This window comes from Kitasatospora sp. NPDC056651 (assembly GCF_042792155.1).
Taxonomy (GTDB): Bacteria; Actinomycetota; Actinomycetes; order Streptomycetales; family Streptomycetaceae; genus Kitasatospora.
Map to the genome: position 1 here is coordinate 1 of NZ_JBHTWX010000148.1, position 640 is coordinate 640.

General features: G+C 64.7%; 1 protein-coding gene. It reads right to left on the reverse strand.

The window, feature by feature from the left end; genetic code table 11:
- Positions 1-63 precede the first annotated feature (63 nt).
- Positions 64-270: a cold-shock protein gene (locus tag ACFRAR_RS35620; RefSeq protein WP_049657493.1), complete on the reverse strand. Its 207-nt coding sequence runs from the start codon at positions 268-270 to the stop codon at positions 64-66.
- Positions 271-640 lie beyond the last annotated feature (370 nt).

Here is a 640-nt window from a genome sequence, read left to right on the forward strand (position 1 = left end):
GCCCGCACCTCACGGTGCGGGCCCCCGCTTCGCGATGATCGCGAGTCAGCGTGGGAGCTGACGTCAGCCGATGATCTGGATGTTCTCGGCCTGCGGGCCCTTCTGGCCCTGGGTCACGTCGAACTCGACCTTCTGGCCCTCGAACAGCTCACGGAAGCCCTGAGCCACGATGTTCGAGTAGTGGGCGAAGACGTCAGCGCCGCCACCATCCTGCTCGATGAAGCCGAAGCCCTTTTCGCTGTTGAACCACTTCACGGTGCCGGTAGCCATAACCGTCTCCTCATACTGGGGCATCAGAGACCCACACCTCGTGGGTCCCCAAAGTAGCCGCGATCCCCATCCGGAGACTGAAACACCGGACAAAACAAATGCGCCTGTCGGTTGGAACCAGCAGGCGCACACCACGTTCATGGGAACCAAAACTGCAACTGGTTCGACTGTAGCACGGCGCCACCCCGGGTGACCGGGGATTTTCCCGCCCTGTAGATCACGTTTGGCGGTCTCGGGAAAGGGGCAAGCGGGGGCCCCCCCCCACGGGGGGCCCCCCGATTTATAGCGGGTGGAAACGGTTATTTACCGCCCCCCCCCTGCAGGGCGGCCCGACAGCACCACCCCCCCCCCACCCACGCCACGCACGCGG